Origin of the sequence: Myroides phaeus (assembly GCF_900099675.1) — a bacterium.
GTDB classification, from domain to species: Bacteria; Bacteroidota; Bacteroidia; order Flavobacteriales; family Flavobacteriaceae; genus Flavobacterium; species Flavobacterium phaeum.
On sequence record NZ_FNDQ01000001.1, the window covers coordinates 122,114 to 143,140 of the forward strand.

Below are 21,027 nucleotides of genomic sequence, written 5' to 3' on the forward strand. Positions count from 1 at the left end.
TACTATGAATAATTTTTCACTACCATTAATCTCTGAAGATAATCCAAACACTTGTGAAAAACTTTGGTGGAAGAACTCAGAAAGTGAGCAAATTCTAAACAGAGGTTACCTATTAAAAGGTGAAACTGTGGAGGGAGCTATTGACAGAATTTCAACTGCTGCAGCAAAAAGATTATACAAGCCAGAATTAAAAGAGTCTTTTCAAGAAATGATTGAAAGAGGATGGATGAGTTTAAGCTCACCTATCTGGGCAAATATGGGAACAGAAAGAGGGTTGCCTATTTCTTGTTTTAACGTACACGTTCCGGATAGTATAGAAGGAATTACTCATAAATTAGGTGAAGTAATTATGCAGACAAAGATTGGTGGTGGAACATCTGGATATTTTGGTAACCTAAGAGAAAGAGGAAGTGCTGTAACAGATAATGGAAAAAGTAGTGGAGCTGTTAGCTTTATGAAGTTATTTGATACTGCAATGGACACTATTTCTCAAGGAGGTGTAAGAAGAGGTGCTTTTGCAGCTTATTTAGATATTGACCACCCTGATTGTGAAGAGTTTATTCAAATTAAAAATATTGGTAACCCTATTCAAAACCTATTCACAGGTGTTTCTATTCCAGATTATTGGATGCAAGAAATGATTGACGGGGATAGAGAGAAGCGCCAACTATGGGCTAAAGTATTGGAAAGTCGCCAACAAAAAGGATTACCTTACTTATTCTTCTCTGACAATGTAAACGGCCATAAGCCTCAAGTGTATAAAGACCTTAATATGCGTATTAATGCAAGTAACTTATGCTCTGAGATTATGTTACCTTCTTCTATAGATGAATCATTCATTTGTTGTTTATCTTCTATGAACTTAGAGTTATACGACGAATGGAAAGACACAGAAGCTGTTAAATTAGCTATATTCTTCTTAGATGCTGTATTACAAGAATTCATTGAAAAAACAGAAGGAAACTACTACTTAGCCTCAGCAAACCGCTTTGCAAAGCGTCATAGAGCCTTAGGTTTAGGAGTTTTAGGATGGCACTCATATTTACAAAAGAATATGATTCCTTTTGAAGGATTACAAGCCAAAATGCTTACCAATCAAATCTTTGCTGACATTAGTAGTAAAGCTGATAAAGCAACACAAGACTTAGCACGCATTTATGGTGAACCTGAAATCCTTAAAGGATACGGTAGAAGAAATACAACTACAATGGCTATTGCTCCTACTACTTCATCTTCTGCTATCTTAGGTCAAACATCTCCTGGTATTGAGCCTTTTAGTAGTAACTACTATAAAGCAGGTTTGTCTAAAGGTAACTTTATGCGTAAAAACAAATACCTTAAAATGCTTTTAGAGGCTAAAGGAATGGATAATGAAGAAACGTGGAGAAACATTATGTTAAGTGGAGGAAGTGTTCAACAACTTGAAGGCTTAACAGACGAAGAAAAAGCTGTATTTAAAACATTTAAAGAAATTAGCCAGCTTGAGATTATTCAACAAGCTGCAATCAGACAGAAATACGTTGATCAATCACAAAGTTTGAATTTAAACATCCCTTCTGGTTTACCAATTAAAGATGTAAACAATCTAATGATTGAAGCTTGGAAACTTGGTGTTAAGACACTGTATTACCAACGTAGTCAAAGTGTTTCTAAAGAAATGGTAACAAACTTGGTTTCTTGTAGCAGTTGCGAATCGTAATGACAAGAACTTGAAATATAAAAAAGAGTGAACTAAATAGTTTACTCTTTTTTTTGCTCTAACTCAAAGCGCTTTACATTTTATTTTCTCTCTACTGTAAGCTAATACAGGCATTTTAAAGCAATTTATATCAAAAACAAACTTGATACTTATTCAATTAATAAAACAGGCTTAAAAGAGCTATAACTAAGTACTATCAACACATCACAACCTAACTTCCCTCCTGTTTTACTTAATAAACAGAAAATACACTTTAAGTTATTTTCTTTTTTAAATAAGTTTGGCACAATATCTGTAAATAGAAAATGTAACAACAAAATAACAAAATTTCTTTTTCATCAAAAGTCCAATTACTCCAATAATTGGGCTTTTCTTTTACATCTCAAAATAACTTAAACATATAGATTTCATTCTTAACCCAACTAACACAACAAAAAAGGGATTACTCAATTGAGTAATCCCTTTTTACTGTATAATAATTCTAAAATTCTATTAGATATCAAACCCCATAGAAACACCAAGTTTACTTGCAATAACCTTAGCAACTTTAGATTTTAATTCTGGAATTTTTACAGACTCCATTACTTCATCTGTAAACGCATACATCAATAAAGCCTTAGCTTCTTTTTTCGGAATACCACGTTGACGCATATAGAACATAGCATCCTCGTTTAACTGTCCGATTGTACACCCGTGAGAACACTTAACATCATCAGCAAAAATCTCTAACTGAGGTTTAGCATAAATATTAGCTTTCTCACTTAACAAGATGTTATTACTCTTTTGGAAACCATCTGTCTTTTGAGCAATTTTATCAACGTAAATTTTACCGTTAAACACCCCTACAGAGTTACCATCATAAATACCTTTATAATTTTGGTGACTCTCACAGTTTGGTTGATTGTGAGAAACTAATGTATAATGGTCAACGTGTTGTTTACCATCAATCAATGTAATTCCTTTTAACGTACTATCAATACGCTCACCATCTTGGTAAAAATTAAGGTTGTTTCTTGTCAATTTACCTCCAAAAGAGAATGTATGAACAGAAACTCTACTTTCTTGCTTTTGTTTAACGAAAGTATTGTCAATTAACGTACCTGTTTCTAAGTCATTTTGCAACTTATAGAAATCAACAATAGCACGTTTATGCGCTACAATTTCAGTTACAGAGTTAGTAAACACGTTAGATTCAACGATACTTTGGTGTCTTTCTAAAATTTGTACGTGAGCATTTTCACCTACAACAACCAAGTTACGAGGTTGCACTAAAAGCGCTTGATCTTCAACTGTAGATAAGTAAATAATCTCAATCGGTTTAGCAACCACAGTACTTTTAGGAATATTAATAAAAGCCCCTTCACTTGCAAAAGCAGTGTTCAAAGCAGTTAAACTATCCTCTTTATCAGCACAAGTATTGTAGAAAGAGTCGATAATCATTTTGTACTTCGGCTTAGTAAAAGCAGAAGACATTAAACAAACATCAAGTCCATCGTGTGTAGTTGACGATAAATGAGAACTAAAGATTCCATTGATAAATACCAATTTGTATGTATCAGAATCACTTAAGAAATACTTCTTAACGTCTTTATATTCAACCGCTACTTCATTTTTAGGAAAAACACTAAAATCATTCTTTAAAATAGAATTTAATGATGTGTACTTCCAAGCCTCCACTTTTTTAGTAGGGAAACCTTTATTTTCAAATGTCTTAAGACCTTCTAAACGGATATTGTGTAAACTTTCGTGTTCACTAAGTCCTTGTTCAAAAGCAACAAAAGACGATAATAATTTATCTTTAAGCTCCATAATTATTTCTTTGCAATTAGATTAAAATGATTGATTTATAAGATTCTATTGAGACTATTTCCCTAAAGATTCTTTAATCCAATCGTATCCTTTTTCTTCTAATTCCAATGCTAATTCTTTTCCTCCTGTTTTCACAATTTTACCATCGTATAAAACGTGTACATAATCAGGAACGATATAATCTAATAAACGTTGGTAGTGCGTAATTAAAACAACAGCGTTGTCTTCGCTTTTTAACTTGTTAACTCCATTAGCAACGATACGTAAAGCATCAATATCCAATCCAGAGTCTGTCTCATCAAGGATAGCTAATTTAGGCTCTAACATAGCCATTTGGAAAATCTCATTACGTTTTTTCTCACCACCAGAGAAACCTTCATTAAGAGAACGCGACAAGAATTTTCTGTCGATTTCTAATAACTCAGCTTTTTCTTTGATTTTTTTCAACATTTCACTTGCAGGCATCTCTTCAAGACCTTGAGCCTTTCTTGATTCGTTGATAGCCGTTTTCATAAAGTTTGTCACAGAAACTCCAGGAATTTCAACTGGGTATTGGAAAGACAAGAAAACACCTTTATGAGCTCTTTCTTCTGGCCCTAATTCGTTTAACTCTTCTCCTTCTAAAATAATTTCACCTTCCGTTACTTCGAAAGCTTCATTACCAGTAATTACAGAAGATAAAGTACTCTTACCAGCACCATTAGGTCCCATAATAGCGTGTACTTCACCAGCTTTAACTTCTAAATTAATTCCTTTTAATATTTCTTTATCTTCAACACTTGCGTGTAAATTTTTTATCTGTAACATAAAATTGTCTTTTTAAATTTTTGAGGGTTTGTAAACTAAGTTGAACTAAGAATCTAACATCTTAACCAACACTTCCTTCTAATGAAATTTCCAATAATTTTTGTGCTTCAACAGCAAACTCCATTGGCAATTTATTTAAAACTTCTTTAGAGAAACCATTAACGATTAAAGCGATAGCCTTCTCTGTAGGAATACCACGTTGGTTACAGTAGAAAATTTGATCTTCACCAATTTTACTTGTTGTAGCCTCGTGCTCAATTTGAGCTGTAGTATTCTTAGCTTCAATGTAAGGGAAAGTATGAGCACCACATTCGTTACCCATTAACAATGAATCACATTGAGAGAAGTTTCTTGCGTTCTCAGCTCTTGGTCCCATATGAACCAATCCTCTATAACTATTTTGTGATTTACCAGCAGAAATACCTTTAGAAATAATCGTTGATTTTGTATTCTTACCTAAGTGAATCATTTTAGTACCTGTATCCGCTTGTTGGAAGTTATTTGTTACCGCAATTGAGTAGAACTCACCAACAGAATTATCTCCTTTTAAAACACAAGAAGGATATTTCCAAGTAACAGCAGAACCAGTTTCAACCTGAGTCCAAGAAATTTTTGCATTCTTCTCACAAAGACCTCTTTTCGTTACAAAGTTGAATACCCCTCCTTTACCTTCACTATCACCAGGGAACCAGTTTTGAACAGTAGAATACTTAATTTCAGCATCGTCCATTGCGATTAACTCAACAACAGCAGCGTGTAATTGGTTTTCATCACGAGATGGAGCAGTACATCCCTCTAAATAAGAAACATAACTTCCTTCATCAGCGATAACTAACGTTCTTTCGAACTGACCAGTACCCGCTTGGTTAATACGGAAATACGTAGATAATTCCATCGGACAACGAACACCCTTAGGAATATAACAGAAAGAACCATCTGAGAATACAGCAGAGTTTAATGCTGCATAGAAGTTATCTGTTTGAGGCACTACAGACCCTAAATATTTTTTAACTAACTCAGGGTGGTTTCTAATCGCTTCAGAAATTGAACAGAAAATAATACCACGCTCAGCCAAAGTTTCTTTAAAAGTAGTTGCTACGGAAACAGAGTCCATAACAATATCCATTGCAACACCAGACAATCTTTTTTGTTCATCTAAAGAGATACCCAGTTTTGCAAACGTTGCTAATAACTCAGGATCTACTTCGTCTAAACTCTTATATTGATCTTTTTTCTTTGGTGCAGAATAGTAAGAAATAGCCTGAAAATCAGGTTTAGTATATCTTACATTCGCCCATTCTGGTTCAACCATTTCCTTCCAAATACGGAAAGCCTCTAAACGCCATTCAGTCATCCATTCAGGCTCTTCTTTCTTTGCAGAAATAGCTCTAACAATATCTTCATTTAAACCAATAGGAAATGTCTCTGATTCTATATCAGTATAAAAACCATACTCATACTCCTTGGTTTCTAATTCTTTCTTTAAATCTTCTTCTGTATACTTACTCATATATTTTACTTAAAAGCAAATACGGTGTCGTACGCTTCTTTAATTTTAACTAATTATCAAAAAGGAAGAAAAACGAAATAAATCCCGCTTTTCTACCATGAGTCTTATAATGAAAAACTTTCACCACAACCACAAGTTCTACTTGCGTTAGGATTGTTGAAATAGAATCCTTTTCCATTCAATCCTCCTGAATATTCTAAAGTAGTTCCTACAAGATATAAAAAGCTCTTTTTGTCAACAGCGATTTTTACACCATTGTCTTCAAAAACTTTATCATCTTCACCAACTTCGCGATCAAAATTTAATTGATAAGAAAGTCCGGAACATCCTCCACTTGTCACCCCTACGCGAACATAATCCACTGTAGAATCAAACCCTTCATCTTCCATCAGAAGGGCGACGCGTTTACTCGCTATATCTGAAACCTTTATCATACCTTTTTTAAAATAGATTAGTTCTAAATGTAAGATGCAAAGGTATTATAAAAAAACGGTTTCTAATAGTAACTAACATATTTATAACGATTAGAAGTTTAAATACTAATATCAATAAAAACTATGGTTTGAACCCTGTTTTAATTATTTATTCCTAAGTGCTTTAGTAAAAAAACTACTAAAAATGGAACGCCAAAAACAACCGCAAAAAGCTACTTTCACTCCCTTTTAGTCTTAAAACTACTAAAAACCATATTTCATACGAATTCAAATTAATGAAAATATGGCCCTATTAAAATCAACTTACTATAAAACAATATTTTACATCTTTTTAAGGCAACTAATCCAACTATAAAATTCGGACTTTATTCCTTTAAAGACAAATGAAATGCTGAAAAAACATTTAACTCTTAGCTTTCGTTTATCATCCTGACCCGTCCTGAAATAACTGTACAGTACAAAACAGGATTATCAACTATAACTGTACAGCTATAGTAGGACGAGACAAGGACGAGACAGCGTTTTCAAAAGAATGCTTGTATAGTGTATGTATAGTACTTGTATAGTGGTTGTATAAAATCTATGTAAAACTATACAACCAATATACATAAGCTTTACAAAAAGTATACATACTCCATTTATAACATTAATCTAAAACGTTGCTATGATTGCCAAATCCTCAATTGGACTCGATTGTTAGATAAATAGTTATGAATTACTTAGCTAAACTGAAAGCTAATTTTACCGTTGGTGTATCTTGTAAAAATGTGTATTTTGCACCTTACAACCAATAAACTAAATCATTATGAAATTATATGCTATCGAAAGTGGCAACTTTAAATTAGACGGAGGGGCTATGTTTGGCGTTGTTCCTAAAGTCATTTGGAACAAAACCAATCCTGCTGATAACAACAACCTGATTGAATTAGGTGCGCGACTTCTTCTAATTGAAGATGGCAATAAACTTATTCTGATTGACACTGGAATGGGTAATAAACAGTCTGAAAAATTCTTTGGATACTACAATCTTTGGGGAGAACACTCAATTGACAAATCTTTGGCAAAAGTAGGTTTTCACAGAGATGATATAACCGATGTGTTTTTAACTCACTTGCATTTTGACCACGTGGGTGGGGCTGTTAATTGGAATTCTGATAGAACAGGATACGTTAATGCCTTTAAAAATGCTAAATATTGGACTAATGATAGTCATTGGGATTGGGCAACAAAACCTAATCCAAGAGAAAAAGCATCTTTCTTGTCCGAAAATATACTTCCAATTCAAGAAAGTGGTGCTTTAAACTTTATACAACGTCCTGAAGGAGACTTACTGCACAATTCTGAATTAGGGTTTGATATTTTCTTTGCTGATGGGCATACGGAAAAACAGATGATTCCGATTATTAATTACAACGGACAAAAAATAGCTTATACAGCAGATTTATTGCCCACAGCAGGACATATTCCTCTTCCGTATGTAATGGGATATGACACGCGACCATTGCTAACAATGCAAGAAAAAGAAAAATTTTTAAAAATAGCAACTGACGAAAATTGGCTTTTATTTTTAGAACATGATGCTCATAATGAAATCATAACCCTCCAACATACTGAAAAGGGAGTTCGTTTAAAAGACATACACAAAGCTAACAATATCTTAATTTAATGTTAATACCACGCTTTAAAGCGTACAATTTGATACTTTTAAGGCGATGAAAATAAAATTTACAATAAAATAAATATAATGCGATTAATTAAACCTATTTACCTTTCTGCTGCTTTAGCGCTTGCTTTGACAAGTTGTGGTGGTGCAAAAATTGTATCTAACACACCAATCCAAGGTGTTGACAATTTACCTAAAAGAACATCAGAATTATCTGAAGAACAATTACAAAGATGGAGTCACTTAGACATTTTAAGAGACACAGTACCTGGAATGTCTGTTGATAGAGCTTATGAAGAAATCTTAAAAGGAAAAGCACTTCCTAAAAAAGTAATTGTAGGTGTAGTAGATTCAGGAATTGAAATTGACCACGATGATTTAAAATCACACGTGTGGACAAATCCGAAAGAAATCGCTGGAAACAATATAGATGACGACAACAACGGATATGTTGATGATATTCACGGATGGAACTTTTTAGGAGAGTCTGTTCACGAAAATATGGAATTAGTTCGTGTTGTTAGAAGAGGTGATGACGGTTCTGACCAATATAAAAGAGCTGTAAAACAACTTGACGAAGAAAGAAAAGAAGCGCTTGAAAGCAAAGTACGTTTAGATATGTTATTACGTGCGAACGAAAGAGTAGCTAAATTCTTAGATAAAAAAGATTATACGAAAGAAGATTTAGAGGCTATTCCTGATACAGCATCAGAGGAGGTAATTCACTCTAAAAATGTTATGTACGGAATTCTTGCTGGAGGTAGAGAATTATCTTGGTTAGATAGCTTTAAAGGTTATGTAGATAGCAAATTAAACTACCACTTAAACGTTGATTTTGATGGTCGTAAAATCGTTGGAGATAATCCTGCTGACATCAATGACAGAATATACGGTAATAACAATGTATTAGGCCCTGTTAGAGAAGAGGCTAAACACGGAACTCACGTTGCTGGTATTATTGCACAATCTCGCCACAATAACTTAGGTGGAGACGGTGTTGCTTCTGACGTTGTAGAAATTATGGCTGTTAGAGCAGTGCCTGATGGAGATGAGTACGATAAAGATATTGCATTAGGTATTCGCTATGCAGTTGACAACGGAGCTAAAGTAATCAACGGAAGTTTTGGTAAATATTACGAAGAAAATAGCCAATGGGTTAGAGACGCAATTAAATACGCTGAAGAAAAAGACGTATTAATCGTTGTAGCTGCTGGAAATGATGCTATGGACTTAAACATTGAAGGTGGTGTGGAGCGTTACCCTAATGACAATGTGAATATGGGACCAGAAATTTCAAATAACTTCTTAGTTGTTGGAGCTCTTAACCCTCAGTTTGGTAAAAATATGGTAGCTCGTTTTTCTAACTACGGACACTATGATGTTGACGTATTTGCACCTGGTGTAAAAATCTATGCTACTGTTCCAAACAATACCTATGAGTACTTACAAGGAACATCAATGGCGTCTCCAAACGTAGCTGGTGTAGCTGCTTTAATTAGAGCTTACTACCCACAGTTTACTGCTGGTGAAGTTAAAAAAATCATTATGGATTCAGGTGTTGCTGTAAACTTTGATGTTGTAGTTGGAGAGAAAAAAGAAGTTAGAAACTTCCAATCTATTTCTACTTCAGGAAAATTTGTAAATGCATACAATGCTTTGTTATTAGCTGAAAAATTAGCTAATAACAAAAAATAAGAATACACAAAATTCACTTAAAAACTCCACACTATTCAAAAATAGCTGTGGAGTTTTAATTTCAAACACGATATGAAAAAACTATTACTATCACTTACAATTTGCGCCATATCTCTTTTTGAAGTTCAAGCTCAAAACAATCCAAATCCAGGATATTGGCAACAACACGTTGATTATACGATGGACGTTAAAATGGACGTTAAAAAGTTTAAATACAACGGTACACAAAAGCTTACTTATACTAACAACTCTACAGATACACTAAAAAAGGTTTTCTTTCATTTGTATTACAATGCATTTCAACCAAATAGTGATATGGATGCTTTATTAAAAAATATTGCTGATCCAGACTCGAGAATGGTTGATACTAAAACTGTTAGAGGTAGAAAAATACAAGAGAGTAGAATTTCAAAACTTACACAAGATGAAATAGGTTACTTAAAAGTATTAAATCTAAAACAAGATGGTGCTTCTGTTGACACGAAAGAAGTAGGAACTATATTAGAGGTAACATTAAAGTCTCCTATTGCTCCTAAATCTTCTACTGTTTTCACAATGAACTTTGAAGGACAAGCGCCTAAAATGATTCGTAGAGCAGGTAGAGAGTCTAAAGAAGGTGTTGCCTTATCAATGTCTCAATGGTTCCCTAAAATAGCTGAATACGACTTTGAAGGTTGGCACGCAGAACAGTATTTAGGAAGAGAATTTCACAGTGTTTGGGGAGATTTTGACGTAAAAATTACGTTAGATAAAAGCTACATTGTAGGTGGTACTGGTGTTTTAGTTAACAACAATGAAATTGGATACGGTTATCAAGATAATGGCGTAACTGATATTCCTGCTAAAAAAGGAAAAGATTTAACTTGGCATTTTAATGCTAAAAACGTGTTAGACTTTACTTGGGGAGCAGATCCTAACTTCATTCACGATACGTATGAAGGACCAAATGGTGTAAAACTACATTTCCTTTATAAAGATAATCCTGCTATTAAAGAGAATTGGACAAAGTTACAGCCAGTTACAGCTGAACTTATGAAATTCTTTAATGAGAATGTAGGTCCTTATCCTTATCCTCAATATTCAATTATTCAAGGTGGTGACGGAGGTATGGAATACTCTATGTGTACTTTAATCACAGGAGAAAGATCATTTCCAAGTTTGGTTGGAGTAACTGCTCACGAATTAGCACATAGTTGGTTCCAACACGCATTAGCAACAAATGAAACTAAGCACGAATGGATGGACGAAGGATTTACTTCTTTTATCTCTGACCTTGCGATGTTAAAAGTGATGCCAAAAGACCAACAAGAAGATGCAAATCCTTTTGGTTCTACATACAAAAGTTACTATAATTTAGTAGCTAAAAATATGCAAGAGCCTTTAAGTACTCACGCAGATCACTACTTAACAAACAGAGCATATTCTATCTCAGCTTATAGTAGAGGTTCAATTTTCTTAACACAATTATCTTATTTAATTGGTTGGGATAATATGATGAAAACTCTTCAAACATATTATCAAGACTACAAGTTTACGCATCCAACGCCAAATGACTTTAAACGTACGGCAGAGCGTGTTACAGGAGCTAATTTAGATTGGTATATGACTGATTGGACACAAACGAATAATACGATTGATTATAGTGTTCAATTTGTAGAAGAAGTACAAAAAGACCAAACTTTAGTTACTTTAAAAAGAATTGGAAGAATGGGAATGCCTTTAGATATTCTTGTAGAATATGAAGATGGTACTATTGAAACATACTACGTTCCTTTTACTTCAATGCATTGGATTAAACCAAATCCTTACTTAGAATATGAAAGAACTGTATTATCAGGATGGGGATGGGCTCAACCAGAATACAAGTTTATTATCAACAAACCTAAGAATACAATTAAAACTATTTTAATTGATCCAAGCCAATTTATGGCTGATGTGAATCAAGAAAATGGTATCTACAAAAAATAATTATTTAAAAAAGCCACTTATGTGGCTTTTTTTTTGTCCTATTATTACGTTTGCTTTTCTACCTTTGCAATCTCTATGGAACAACAAAATTTAAAATATCCTAAAAAGGAAAAGCTAAAGAGCAAGATAGTAATAGACGAACTGTTTACTACTGGAAAATCTGTTAGTAAATATCCGCTTCGCATGGTTTATGTACCAAGTGAAAATAGCGATAATGTGCCTTTAAAAACAGGTGTATCTGTGTCTAAACGTTACTTTAAAAAAGCGGTAGATAGAAACTACTTTAAAAGACTTCTACGAGAAGCTTATAGACATAACAAACAAATGTTGTTAGACAACATCGAACAGCCTTATGCCATTATGTTGTTTTACCAGTCTAAAAACAGGCTAACTTATCAAGAGATTAATGAAAAAATGATTAAACTATTTGAAAAGTTTATCGAAGTAAATAAAGCAGAGAAAGCAGTTGTGGTTAATACTGAGGAAGAATAATATTTAAACATATAAATTTGTTTATATCCTTAAAAAACAATAACTTAATTTTATTCTATTCTTTTCTATAGAAACTGAGAATACAGAATGATAATTATTGTTTAAACTAAATTATAGTCTCACTTTTGATGCTTATGGGTACCAAAGGATCTAATCAAACTATTGATTTAAAAACGGATAAAAAGAACAACAAAACGATAGCTATTATCAAGGCAACTCAGCCTTGGAAATTATATAAAGCGAATTCTTCTTTTGTAATTAATGCTAATCAAGAAATAGCAAGTGGAAATTCTAATGATTTCATCTCGTTAGAAACAATTCCCTCTTTTCAATTATTTGCACTTGGAAATAATAAAAATTTCGATTTTACAGGACTTAGATGTTTACCCTTAGAAGGACAAAATAACTTTAGAGATCTTGGTGGATATAAAACAATAGAGGGAAAAACAGTTAAATGGGGACTCCTTTTTAGATCAGGACAATTAAGTGAGTTAACGGATAATGACCTATGCTACCTCTCTTCTATTCCATTGCGTACTATTGTTGACTTTAGAACAAATGAAGAAAGAGATAGTCAAATAACAAGACTTCCTTCATCTACATTAAATGATATTTCGTTGCCCATTTCTCCAGGAAACTTGAGTCGGGAGATCGTTGAAAATATGATTTATAAAGGCAACGTTGAAAAAACTATTCAGTTTTTAACTGACATTAATGAACAACTCATTCTTACTAATCAAGAGCAATACAAAGCTTTCTTTACCATTCTACAAAAGAATACTACCCCACTTATGTACAATTGCACTGCGGGAAAAGATAGAACTGGTTTAGCAACAGCTTTACTTTTAAGTGCATTAGGAGTTGATAATGATACTATTTTAGCAGATTACTTATTGACAAATACGTTTGTAAACTTGTCTATTGATTTGGTAAAAGACAAATACTTATTTATCAACGATAAGCAAGCAGAAGCTTTGATGACTCTGCAAACAGTAAAAAAAGAATACTTATTAAAAGCACTTGAAACAATCAATCAACATTATAATTCTGTTGAAAGTTACTTGACAAATCAATTAGCAGTTGATATTCCTTTAATGAAAGAATTATATTTATATTAAACACCTTAGTTCTTAAATAAAAGACAGTAGCATTTACTGTATTAAACCTTTTATAAGCATAATAAATACTATTTAAGCTATTATCTCCTTTTCTACAACTATGGAGTAGTTACTTAGTAGATAGCTATTAAAAGCGTCTTAAATTTAATTTAAGATGCTATACGTATAAACGAAAAAGCGAATGATATAATCATTCGCTTTTCTTTATTTTAAAACGCATTGTTTGAATTATTGCTTCCAGTTCAAGAAGTACATTGCGTTTCCCCATTGAAGGGTTATACACGAGGCCTTCTATAAACAAATATCTTTTTTCTGTAGAATCTCTAAATACATAACTTAGATATGGTCCACTCATAAAGCTATTTTGCATATCCCAAGTTCCTTTTAACTCAATAGCCTTTCTATTGTCAAAAGATATTTCCTTGTTAAATGGTATAAAACCTTCATTCAATTTCATAAACGAATTATCTTCTATTGAATGAATATATCGTCCATTTACAGAATCTTTTACGGCTAAAATATTGTGTAATTCTGTATTCTTGTCATTTAATATTCTACTTATTGGAACATCATAAATTAGAATATTACTATTCCCAGAAGCGACATCCTTTTTAAACCAAACAAAATGTTCATTACTACTAATTTCTTTATAGTCAGAAGGAACATTTATCGTAATTTTAAATCTATCTTCAAACTTCTCGCGATCAATTAATTTACTTGCATTAAGAAATTCAGTAATTGTAGCAACCTCAAGGTGATGCATCGTTTTTATAATAGAATCAACATTCTTTTTAAAAGTCTTAACAACAGCTAATTTAGAACCTCCATTAACAACAAAATAGTTTTGTGGTGAAGCGAACTTATTCTTCTCAAGGGCAAAAAGCTCTTCATTATGATTGTCTGAAAAGACTATAATATTACGGCGATTCTTAGTTTTAGACGAGAATAAATTAGGAGATATTTGTTCGATAGTAAACAAAGGTTCTGACGGACTAATTCCATCCACAGAAGCAGCTAAATACTCTCGAATACTGTCTCCTACATTACCATACCACAATCTATCATTTACAACTACTAATACACTGTTATACTCCCCCACAGATTTAGTTGACAATTCTGTAGTTGGTGCATCTTTACAATTAGCGAAGCATAATAAAACGATAAAGAAATAGAGATATCTCACAAAATCTAAAATTAAGTAACTAATTTAATTGATGCGTAATTTCATTCCAGGTTGAATTGCATCATTATCTTTCATATTATTCATATTCTTCAATTGAGCTAATGACACTCCAGGTAATTTTTGACTGATAGAATATAGCGAATCACCTTTTTTAACTGTGTAAAAAGAATTTTTAGCACTTGATTGAGCCACAGTGGCTTTACCAACAACTAATTTCTTTCCAGGGTATATAATGTTACTTTTCATATTGTTCAACTTTTTCAATTGAGCAACACTAATACCATATTTATTAGCAATAACACCAATACTTTCTCCTTTCTTAATCGTGTGATAACGCGACTTCACGCTCTTTGTTTCAGCAACAGAAACCTCTAACAAACTTGGTAATGGCTTTTCTCTTCTCTCCTCTTCAAACGCAACATAATCATAGATTTTATCTTCATTGGAAGCCATCAAACCAATCTTAGAAACAGGCAATCTTAAGAAACTTTGTTTTCCACTTACATAAGGAATAACTTGTAACTTATACGTTGGATTTAAAAACTCTATTTCAGCTTTTGAAACATCTAATAACTTAGCAACCTGATCAAAACTAATAGTCTTTTTTACAGCGATTGTATCTGTTTCTACCAATTTAAAAGGAGAGTTATTTGCTGTAATTCCGTGCTCTTTAGCATATTCAAAAATATACATTGTAGCATAGAATGCAGGTAAATAATTTTGTGTTTCACGAGGAAGATTTGGTCTAATATTCCAATAGTTTGTATACCCATTAGAACGACGAATAGCCTTAGTAACGTTACCAGGACCAGCATTATAAGATGCTAATACCAAATCCCAATCACCAAACATTCCGTACAAATCTGATAAAAATTTCGCAGCAGCCTCTGATGATTTAAGAGGATCAATACGATCATCTACATAAGAGTTTACTTCTAAATTATACTGCTTACCAGTAGGATACATAAACTGCCATAAACCAGTTGCCCCTACTCTTGAACGAGCAACAGGATTTAATGCAGACTCAACAATAGCAAGATACTTTACTTCTAATGGAACATCGTGTTTAGCTAATTGCTCTTCAAACATTGGAAAGTAGTATTCAGACAAACCTAATAATCTTTCAAAAGAGCGCTTTCTATTTTTAAGAAAAGACTTTATTACACGTTCTAAAGTTTCGTTGTATTCAACATTAAAAGGTGTTTTCTCATTTAAACGTTGCAAACGTTCTTTTAAAAGTTTCGTTGGTAACTCATCTAAAACAATAGTTCCCTCGTCAAAATTTGCATCAGCTAATTCGTTCTCAATTTCATTAAATAAATCTTGATTTAATAGCTCATTTAACCATCGCTTTTCTATTGAAGCACCGGTAGCATGATTTACGAATGTATTCTTAATAGAGTCTAAATACACAATAGGATCAATCTCCTTTTTGATTTCAACACTTGTGTTTATAGGCTCGCTCTGTCCCCATACAGAATATGAAAACAAACTACATACAACAAAAGTTAATGCTTTATAGTTCATTGATTTTATATTTGAAAAGTACCCTCCTTTTACAAGAGGGTACTTTTTATTTTATTCTTGAATTGCTTTAATACCAGGTAAAGCCTTTCCTTCTAACATTTCTAACATTGCACCACCTCCAGTTGACACATAGCTCATTTTTGGAGCTAAACCAAACTGTTTTACTGCAGCAACAGAGTCACCACCTCCTACTAAAGAGAAAGTTCCATTCTTAGTTGCCTCAGCAATAAAGTTTCCTAATTCAATTGTACCATTAGCAAATTTCTCCATTTCGAATACTCCTAACGGACCATTCCATAAAATAATTTTAGATTCAGCTACAACAGGTTTTAAGCTCTCTAATGTTTTTGGTCCAACGTCAAGTCCTTGCCATCCGTCAGGAATCTCATTAGCAGGAACAATTTGTACATTTGCATCAGCTGCGAAAGCATCAGCAGCCACAATATCAATCGGTAAGTGAATTTGTACATTTTTCTCTTTAGCCTTTTCTAAGATCTCTAAAGCTAATTCGATTTTATCATCTTCACAGATAGAGTTTCCAATCTTTCCACCTAATGCTTTGATGAATGTAAAAGTCATACCACCACCAATGATCATATGATCAATTTTATCTAAGATATTCTCAATAATAGTAATTTTAGAAGAAACTTTTGAACCTCCTAAAACAGCAGTTACAGGTTTATCTGTACTGTTTAATACTTTATCTAAACTCTCAATTTCTTTAGCTAATAAATAACCAAAACACTTATTTTCACCAAAATACTTCGCTACAATTGTAGTTGAAGCGTGCGCTCTATGTGCTGTTCCAAATGCATCGTTAATATAAAAATCAGCTAAAGAAGCTAAAGCTTTAGAGAACTCTTCATCACCTTTTTCTTCTTGAGCATAAAAACGTAAATTCTCTAATAATATTACATCACCAGATTTACTGTTATCAATAACAGCTTTTACTTTATCACCAATACAATCGTCTACAAATGTTACTTCTCTTCCTAAAACTTCTGCTGTCTTAGCAACAATATGTTTTAAAGAATATTTATCATTAACCTCTCCTTTTGGTCTTCCTAAGTGAGACATTAAGATAGCAACTCCACCATCATTTACTACTTTATCAATAGTAGCTTTAGCAGCTTCTATTCTATTAGTATCTGTAACATTAAAGTTATCATCTAATGGTACATTAAAGTCAACGCGAATTAAGACTTTCTTATCTTTAAAATTTAAGTTTCCGATAGAACTCATATCAAATATTTTTATATTCTAATTTAACATATACAAATATAATTCTTTTCTTACACCAGAATATCTGATATTTGTTAGGTATAAAAACAAATTTAACACTTATTATGATTATATACTAATCAAAAAAATAGTTAATAATGTAATATCTATTACATTATATTTAATTATTAGAATAAATATATTATTCATCTGGTATTACAAATATATTTTTACTAATTCTATTAATACTTACATAAATTAGACCAACAAATATTATTTTCAAATATTTAGTAATGCAATTATAACAATAATATGCTTTACATTATTTCAATCGCATAGGATTTAATATATCTTTGTATTATGCAATTCTCAGATATTATAGGCCAAGCCTACCTTAAAAATCATTTAATTCAAACTGCATCTACAGGTAGAATACCTCATGCACAGTTATTTATAGGTCCTGAAGGTTCAGGTACATTACCTATGGCAATAGCATATGCTCAGTATTTACTTTGTCAAAATGTTGGAAATGAAAATACTGGAGGAAATAATTCTTGTAATATTAAATTCACTAATTTATCACATCCAGACTTACATTTTGTATATCCTGTGGCAACAACAGATGCGGTAAAAAGAAACGCAACAAGTGATTTGTTTGCTTCACAATGGCGCTCTTTCATCAAAGACAATGTATATGGAAATCTTTTTGATTGGTATTCACATATTGAAATACAAAATAAACAAGGACAAATAGGTGTAGATGAAGCAAGTGAAGTTCTTAAAAAACTGGCTTTGAAATCATTTGAGGGTGGATACAAAATTATGATTATCTGGATGGCAGATAAGATGAATACAGAAGCATCGAATAAACTATTAAAGCTTTTAGAAGAACCACCTGCAAAAACTATATTCTTATTGATAGCAGAGAATGAAAAGAACATTATTCAAACGATTTTATCAAGATGTCAAGTTCTTAACTTTCCTCCTATTAACAACCGAGAGATTGAAGAAGCTTTAATTGTAAAACAACAATGTGATAGACAAGAGGCTGCTTTAATTGCTGGTCAAGCACAAGGAAGTTATAATAAGGCATTAAAATTATTACTCAATAAAAATAGTACACAACCATACGAAAAATGGTTTGTTCAATGGGTACGTGCGGCTTTTAGAGCCAAAGGAAATGCTGCTGTAATTCAAGAGTTAATTGAATGGAGTGAAGAATTAGCTGCTTTAGGTAGAGAACAACAAAAACAATTTATTGAGTTTTGTATAGAACTATTTAGACAAGCCCTTTTAATTAATTATCAAACGCCAAACTTAGTTTATTATAAAACAACAGTTGACAATTTTAAACTTGAAAAGTTTGCACTCTTTGTCAATGGTGCTAATATTAATGACATTTATAAAGAATTATCTGATGCAATTTATCATATTGAACGCAATGGAAATGCAAAAATGATATTCACTGATTTATCAATTAAATTGACAAGACTAATTCACCGTAAATAAACTAAAAGAGGCCTTATGCATTAATACATAAGGCCTCTTTTAGTTTATTTTACTTTGATAGTCTTAGTTATTCAAATTGTGCTATTATTCCTCACTATCTTTCAAAGCTTCTTTTGCACGTTGAAATAACTTTAATTCTTCCCAAGAATACAAGTCTTCTACTGTCGCTTTAATTTCTGATAAAGGTTTGTCCTTAAAAGTAATAAATAGTTGTTCTAACTCATTTATTTTGTCTTTAGGAAGTATCTCATCAAGTTGAATCAAACCATCTCCTACCAGTTTACCTAAATGAGAATAGATAGTCGTGGGAACCAATTTTCTGATTTCAGCAATCTCTTCTATACTTTTCTTTTGCTTCCAGTACTCTAAAGTAATTGCAGTGGTAGATTTCTTTTTTTCCTTCTTCTCTCCTTTTTTTGTTGAGGAATATTTACTCACATCATCGTCTTCATCTAAATCTAATTGAGTATCTTTAAGTATATTAGCAATATTAACTAAGTGATTAATTTTGTATTCACTTATTTCTAATGAACGTAAATTTTCTTTAGAAATCTTCTTACCTTCTTCTAAGAGTTGTAACATTTTTTCAGCCTTTTTCATCTGAATAACTTGCTTTAATAAAGCGTCTTCTAAAACAACTAATTCTTCATAAAAACCTTTTAATTGTCTTTTTCCCTTAACTTGAGCAATATTAAAAAGTAACTCAAAAACAAGATGATCCATCATTGGAAAAAAGTACTGATAAGCTTTATTAACTCTTTCTTTTACATGGGCAAACCTAAAATTCTCTTCATTAAATAGACATCTTAATTGATGAACAAACTTCTCTGAATGAATAAGCATCTCATTTAAACTTTTGGTAGTTTTAATTGCCCACGGCTTAAAAGAATTCTTTTTACTACGGTCTGTTTCTGCATCATAAGTATGTATATGAGCATGCCAAAGCGTACCAAGATTAAACCAAGAATAGGTATCAATTAAAAAGTTTCTAAGGAAATCTTTGGTTGCTAATTGCAATTCTTGTGTCAATCTATCTACAGTGGCTTTATTATTTGCATAGCTCATTACTTCTTCATCATTAACTAAACCATTCATTTGAATGGGAGAGAGTAAAACTAAGCCATCTAACGACCTTAATCTTGATAAAGCAACGTATGCTTGTCCGGGTAAGAAAACGCTTGATACATCAAGCACAGCTTTGTCAAAAGTAAGTCCTTGACTTTTATGTACTGTTATTGCCCAAGCCAACTTTAATGGATAATGTGTAAACGTACCTAATACCTCTTCAACAATTTCTTTTGTATTAGGATCTACAGTATATTTTATATTCTCCCACTCGTATTTTTCAACTTCTATTGTTTCATTTTCTTCTGGAAAATGAACAAAAATTTCATTGTTTGATAGTGATTTGACAATCCCCATTTTTCCATTGTAAAATCGCTTTTCAGGAGAAATATCATTCTTTATAAATATAACTTGTGCCCCCACTTTTAAGCTCATATTAGCTTCTAATGGAAATAGTTTTTCAGGAAAATCACCAACAACATCTGGCTTAAATACAAACTCTTTTTTGTCAATGCCATCTAAAGCATCTTTATTAATTTTGTCTGCTTTAGTATTATGAGTAGTTAAAGTAATATATCCAGGATTATTCTTAATATCAAAATCAGTTTTGATAAACTTGTTTAGCAATTGAACATCTTGAGTTGTTACTTGATTATTTCTTAAGTTATTTAATATCTGAATAAACTCTTGATCAGATTGTCTAAAGACTTTATCAAGTTCAATGTACAAGGGAGGAAATTGTCGCACTACTTCTGAATGGAAAAAAAATACTCCTCCATAATAACGTTGTAAAACATCCCATTCAGCTTGCTTGACAACTGGTGGTAATTGTAGTAAATCGCCAATAAAAAGGACTTGTACACCACCAAAAGGTTGTGGATTCTTTCTTATGCTTTGTAGCATAAAATTCATTGCGTCTAAAACATCAGCACGAAGCATACTAACTTCATCAATAACTAATAAATCCATGTTCAAAAACAACGCTTTACGGACTCTACTCATACGCATATGGCGCTTTAGAGAAAGCTTATTTTCAAACTTTATATTGTCTGTAAAAATGGGTGGATTCTTCGTATCTGGAACAAAAGCTGCGAATGGTAAATGAAAAAAGGAATGTATCGTTACACCCCCTGCATTTAATGCTGCAATTCCAGTAGGAGCAACAATAACAGCGTTTTTATGGGTGGTTTGTATGATTTCTTTTAATAAAGTAGTCTTCCCTGTACCCGCTTTTCCTGTTAAGAAAATAGATCTATTTGTCTCATTAATGAACTGTAAAACAAATTTTGCTTCTTCTGAAAAGTTATTCATTTCTGATATTTTTTTA

The 21,027-nt window shown here is 32.3% G+C and carries 15 protein-coding genes; 7 read left to right on the forward strand and 8 right to left on the reverse strand.

All coding sequences use genetic code 11. From position 1 onward, the window contains the following. Positions 1-4 precede the first annotated feature (4 nt). Complete coding sequence (locus tag BLT46_RS00515) at positions 5-1,699, forward strand: ribonucleoside-diphosphate reductase subunit alpha (RefSeq protein ID WP_090404564.1); 1,695 nt, start codon at positions 5-7, stop codon at positions 1,697-1,699. A gap of 492 nt (positions 1,700-2,191) precedes the next feature. Here BLT46_RS00515 and sufD read toward each other — a convergent pair whose 3' ends face one another. The 4 genes from sufD to BLT46_RS00535 all read right to left on the reverse strand — a co-directional run bounded on the left by sufD (position 2,192) and on the right by BLT46_RS00535 (position 6,259). Further along, positions 2,192-3,508 carry a Fe-S cluster assembly protein SufD gene (gene sufD / locus BLT46_RS00520; RefSeq protein ID WP_090404567.1) on the reverse strand — a complete coding sequence of 439 codons (1,317 nt, stop codon included), beginning with the start codon at positions 3,506-3,508 and terminating at the stop codon, positions 2,192-2,194. Between the two features lie 54 nt (positions 3,509-3,562). After that, positions 3,563-4,315: a Fe-S cluster assembly ATPase SufC gene (gene sufC / locus BLT46_RS00525; RefSeq protein WP_090404571.1), complete on the reverse strand. Its 753-nt coding sequence runs from the start codon at positions 4,313-4,315 to the stop codon at positions 3,563-3,565. Positions 4,316-4,376: 61 nt separating this feature from the next. Further along, positions 4,377-5,825, reverse strand: coding sequence for a Fe-S cluster assembly protein SufB (sufB, locus tag BLT46_RS00530; protein WP_090404574.1), 1,449 nt, complete (start codon positions 5,823-5,825; stop codon positions 4,377-4,379). 104 nt (positions 5,826-5,929) lie between these two features. Continuing rightward, positions 5,930-6,259: a HesB/IscA family protein gene (locus BLT46_RS00535; RefSeq protein WP_090404579.1), complete on the reverse strand. Its 330-nt coding sequence runs from the start codon at positions 6,257-6,259 to the stop codon at positions 5,930-5,932. An 805-nt stretch (positions 6,260-7,064) separates the two neighbouring features. On the opposite strand from BLT46_RS00535, the gene BLT46_RS00540 reads away from it, so the two are divergent. The 5 genes from BLT46_RS00540 to BLT46_RS00560 all read left to right on the forward strand — a co-directional run bounded on the left by BLT46_RS00540 (position 7,065) and on the right by BLT46_RS00560 (position 13,195). Continuing rightward, entirely contained in the window at positions 7,065-7,925 is an 861-nt protein-coding gene (locus BLT46_RS00540; protein WP_090404580.1) for an MBL fold metallo-hydrolase, read from the forward strand. A gap of 78 nt (positions 7,926-8,003) precedes the next feature. Further along, on the forward strand, positions 8,004-9,617 hold the full coding sequence (locus BLT46_RS00545) for a S8 family peptidase (protein ID WP_090404583.1): 1,614 nt from the start codon (positions 8,004-8,006) through the stop codon (positions 9,615-9,617). Positions 9,618-9,689: 72 nt separating this feature from the next. Further along, positions 9,690-11,585, forward strand: coding sequence for a M1 family metallopeptidase (locus BLT46_RS00550; protein WP_090404586.1), 1,896 nt, complete (start codon positions 9,690-9,692; stop codon positions 11,583-11,585). A 75-nt stretch (positions 11,586-11,660) separates the two neighbouring features. Next, a complete protein-coding gene (rnpA, locus tag BLT46_RS00555; RefSeq protein WP_090404589.1) occupies positions 11,661-12,077 on the forward strand; it encodes a ribonuclease P protein component in 417 nt (138 codons plus the stop codon). Between the two features lie 134 nt (positions 12,078-12,211). Then, the gene (locus BLT46_RS00560; RefSeq protein ID WP_176770707.1) at positions 12,212-13,195 is read left to right on the forward strand and encodes a tyrosine-protein phosphatase; all 984 of its coding nucleotides are present in this window, start codon (positions 12,212-12,214) and stop codon (positions 13,193-13,195) included. A gap of 190 nt (positions 13,196-13,385) precedes the next feature. Here BLT46_RS00560 and BLT46_RS00565 read toward each other — a convergent pair whose 3' ends face one another. Genes BLT46_RS00565 through BLT46_RS00575 form a run of 3 tightly spaced genes read right to left on the reverse strand, consistent with a single transcriptional unit; the run spans position 13,386 to position 17,147 of the window. After that, positions 13,386-14,378: a DUF4837 family protein gene (locus BLT46_RS00565; protein WP_245722916.1), complete on the reverse strand. Its 993-nt coding sequence runs from the start codon at positions 14,376-14,378 to the stop codon at positions 13,386-13,388. 24 nt (positions 14,379-14,402) lie between these two features. After that, complete coding sequence (locus BLT46_RS00570) at positions 14,403-15,905, reverse strand: lytic transglycosylase domain-containing protein (protein WP_090404595.1); 1,503 nt, start codon at positions 15,903-15,905, stop codon at positions 14,403-14,405. A 51-nt stretch (positions 15,906-15,956) separates the two neighbouring features. Then, complete coding sequence (locus BLT46_RS00575; RefSeq protein WP_090404598.1) at positions 15,957-17,147, reverse strand: phosphoglycerate kinase; 1,191 nt, start codon at positions 17,145-17,147, stop codon at positions 15,957-15,959. Between the two features lie 339 nt (positions 17,148-17,486). Between BLT46_RS00575 and BLT46_RS00580 the strand changes: the two genes are divergently transcribed. Continuing rightward, positions 17,487-18,635, forward strand: coding sequence for a DNA polymerase III subunit (locus BLT46_RS00580; RefSeq protein WP_090404601.1), 1,149 nt, complete (start codon positions 17,487-17,489; stop codon positions 18,633-18,635). An 84-nt stretch (positions 18,636-18,719) separates the two neighbouring features. Here BLT46_RS00580 and BLT46_RS00585 read toward each other — a convergent pair whose 3' ends face one another. Continuing rightward, positions 18,720-21,011, reverse strand: a complete 2,292-nt coding sequence (locus tag BLT46_RS00585; RefSeq protein ID WP_090404604.1) for a helix-turn-helix domain-containing protein — start codon at positions 21,009-21,011, stop codon at positions 18,720-18,722. Between the last annotated feature and the right edge of the window lie 16 nt (positions 21,012-21,027).